Below are 2,767 nucleotides of genomic sequence, written 5' to 3'. Positions count from 1 at the left end.
GCATGGAATATAGTGGCCCTCGCCGAGATCGGGCGCAGGCATGGGCTTGAGCTCAGGGCGGTGGCGGCATGAGCGCCGTTACCCTTCGCGGGCTCAAACCCACCCTCACGGCCGATGCCGAGGCGCTGACGAAAGCCCCGCCCGCGCCCGGCTATTTCTCGCTCCATGCCAAAGCGGAATGGAAGCGCGTCATGCCGCAACTGATCGCGCGCCGGATCATCACCCGCGCCGACCTCGCAGGCGTCGAAGCCTATTGCTCGGCGGTGAGTATCTGCCGCCAGATCGAAGAGGATCGGCGCGCGGCCGGGGGTGTGATCGACAAGACCGCCTTCGGCATCTGGAACCGTGCCGCCCAGACCGCCCGGCAACTTGCCTCGGAATATGGCCTCACGCCCACCTCGCGCGCCCGCATCGGATCGGCACCGCCCGAAGATGCCGAAGCCGACGATCCGCTCGCGGTGTGACATGACGGGCAGCACCTATCCGGCTTGGGTTCTTGATGGCTCACCCATCGAAGACCCGCTCGGGCATGGTGCCCGCGCGGTGGAGTTCCTGCGCCGCCTGCGTCACCCGGCGAGCACGGCACCGAAGCGGGCCTTTCAGCTCGCACCTTGGCAGGAACGCATCGTTCGGCGCATCTATGGCCCGCGTGATGCACAGGGCGCCCGCGTGGTGAAGATGGTCTTCCTGATGATCCCGCGCGGCAACCGCAAAACCTCGCTCGCCGCGGCGCTCGCGCTGTTGCACCTGCTCGGGCCGGAACGGGTGCCCGCCGGGCAGATCATCTTTGCCGCCTCGGATCGGGAACAGGCGGGCATCGGCTTTCGCGAGGCCGCCGAGATCGTTCGGTGCGACAAACGCCTCGAAACGGTGACGCGCCTTTATGACGCCCACAACGCGCCCAAGGCGATTAAGAGCACCCGCGACGGCTCTGTTTTGAAAGCGGTTTCCTCGGATGGCCGCGCGCAGCATGGCACCACGCCGACCTTCGTTCTCGCCGACGAGATTCACGTCTGGCAGGGGCGCGAGCTCTGGGAAGCGCTGCAATCGGGCATGGCGAAGCGCGCGGGCGGGCTCACGGTCATTGCCACCACGGCAGGCCGGGGCAACGAGGGCTTGGCCGCCGAGCTTTATGCCTATGCGCGCGGCGTGGCGCTCGGGCAGATCGTGAACCCCGAGTTTCTGCCGATCCTCTTCGAGCCCGAGCCGGGCGAGGATTGGGAAGACGAAGCGCTCTGGCATCGCGTGAACCCCGGTCTCGCGCATGGCTTCCCCGACCTCGAAGGGCTGCGTTCGCTGGCACGGAAGGCCAAGGACAGCCCCGGCGAGCGCTACAGCTTCGAGCAATTCAACCTGAACCGATGGCTCGGCAACTCGCGCGACCCGCTCTTCGACTTCGACACATACGATGCCCGCACCTTCGCCGATGACGCGGAAGACCTTGAGCAATTGCCTTGCTGGCTTGGGGTGGACCTCTCGCGCTCGGGCGATCTGACGGCCGTTGTCGCGGCCTTCCGTCACCCTGACGGGCAAGTGACCCTGCGCCCGAGCTTCTTCGTGCCGGGGGAAGACCTGAAAGCCCGCGCCGACCGCGACGGGGTGCCCTATGAGCGCTGGCGCGATGCCGGGTTGATCCGCGCTTGCCCCGGCCCGATCATCGACGAAGGCATGGTTGAAGACGAGATCCGCGACCTCTGCGCGCGTTATGATGTGCAGGAGATCGCCTTCGACCCGCACCTTGCCACCCGCATGATGCAGCGACTCTATGATGACGGCTTGCCGGTGGTGGAGGTCAGACAAGGGCCGCTGACGATGGGCGCGGCCGGTGCCGACCTTGAACGCATCGTGAACGGCAAGCTTGTGCGTCATGACGGCAACCCGATCCTGCGTCAGCACTTCGCAAGCGTCGTGGCCGTGCGCACCGACACCGGGCTTGTGAAGATGCACAAGGGGCACAAGCGCGACCGGATCGACGGGGCGATTGCCAGCGCGATGGCTGTTTATCGCCTGAGCCTCGGGCAGAGCAATGCCAGTGCCTATAATGCGCCCGATGCCGATGGGCTCTTTGTATTCTGACGAGTGAGATTTGAAAGATGAATGACGTTACCCTTCCCGGCCTGATCGTTCCCGTCGAAGCGCGGATCGACAAGCTCGAAAAGGCGTTGAAACGCGCAAGTCAGGCACAGGCCCGCACCGCGCGCGACATGGAAACCCGCGCCAAGCAATCGGTGGAGCGCATGGCGAAGAGCTATGACGGGCTCGGCGCGCGCATGGCGGGCGCCTTCAAGAGCCTGCCGATCCCCGGTCTCGGTGTGGGCATCGCGGGTTTGGCCGGTGCTGGCCTCGGTGCGGGGTTCGGTCTTGCTGCCGGGCAGTTGCGCGCGACCGTGCGCAGCATCGCCGAGATCGGCAACGAGGCCCGCCGCGCCGGTGTGGCCGTCGAAGACTTCCAGCGCTGGCAGGTGGTTGCGGAACAGAACCGGGTGAGCCTTGATGCGCTCACCGATGGGTTCAAGGAGCTCTCGCTTCGCGCCGACGAGTTCATTGTGACCGGCAAGGGCGCGGGCGCCGAAGCCTTCACCCGGCTCGGGTTCAGCGCCACCGACCTTGCCGCGCGCCTGAAAGACCCGAGCGCGCTCATGCTTGAGATCGTCAAGCGCCTCGAAGGCATGGACAAGGCGGCACAGATCCGGGTTGCCGATGAGGTCTTCGGCGGCACCGGCGGCGAGCGCTTCGTCGAAATGCTCGACCGGGGCGAGGCCAGCAT

General features: G+C 66.3%; 2 protein-coding genes and 1 pseudogene. All 3 read left to right on the top strand.

Annotated elements, in window-relative coordinates:
* The first annotated feature begins 68 nt into the window (after positions 1-68).
* A complete protein-coding gene (locus CRO22_RS18325) occupies positions 69-464 on the top strand; it encodes a phage terminase small subunit P27 family (RefSeq protein WP_097071579.1) in 396 nt (131 codons plus the stop codon).
* 1 nt (position 465) lies between these two features.
* Positions 466-2,076, top strand: coding sequence for a terminase large subunit (locus CRO22_RS18320; RefSeq protein ID WP_097071578.1), 1,611 nt, complete (start codon positions 466-468; stop codon positions 2,074-2,076).
* A 17-nt stretch (positions 2,077-2,093) separates the two neighbouring features.
* A pseudogene (locus CRO22_RS18315) lies at positions 2,094-2,767 on the top strand (phage tail tape measure protein); the annotation flags it as partial.

Origin of the sequence: Rhodobacter maris, assembly GCF_900217815.1 — a bacterium.
Classification (GTDB): Bacteria; Pseudomonadota; Alphaproteobacteria; order Rhodobacterales; family Rhodobacteraceae; genus Rhodobacter; species Rhodobacter maris.
The sequence above is the reverse complement of the archived record's forward strand: the minus strand, read 5'-3'. Positions and strand labels throughout refer to the sequence as shown.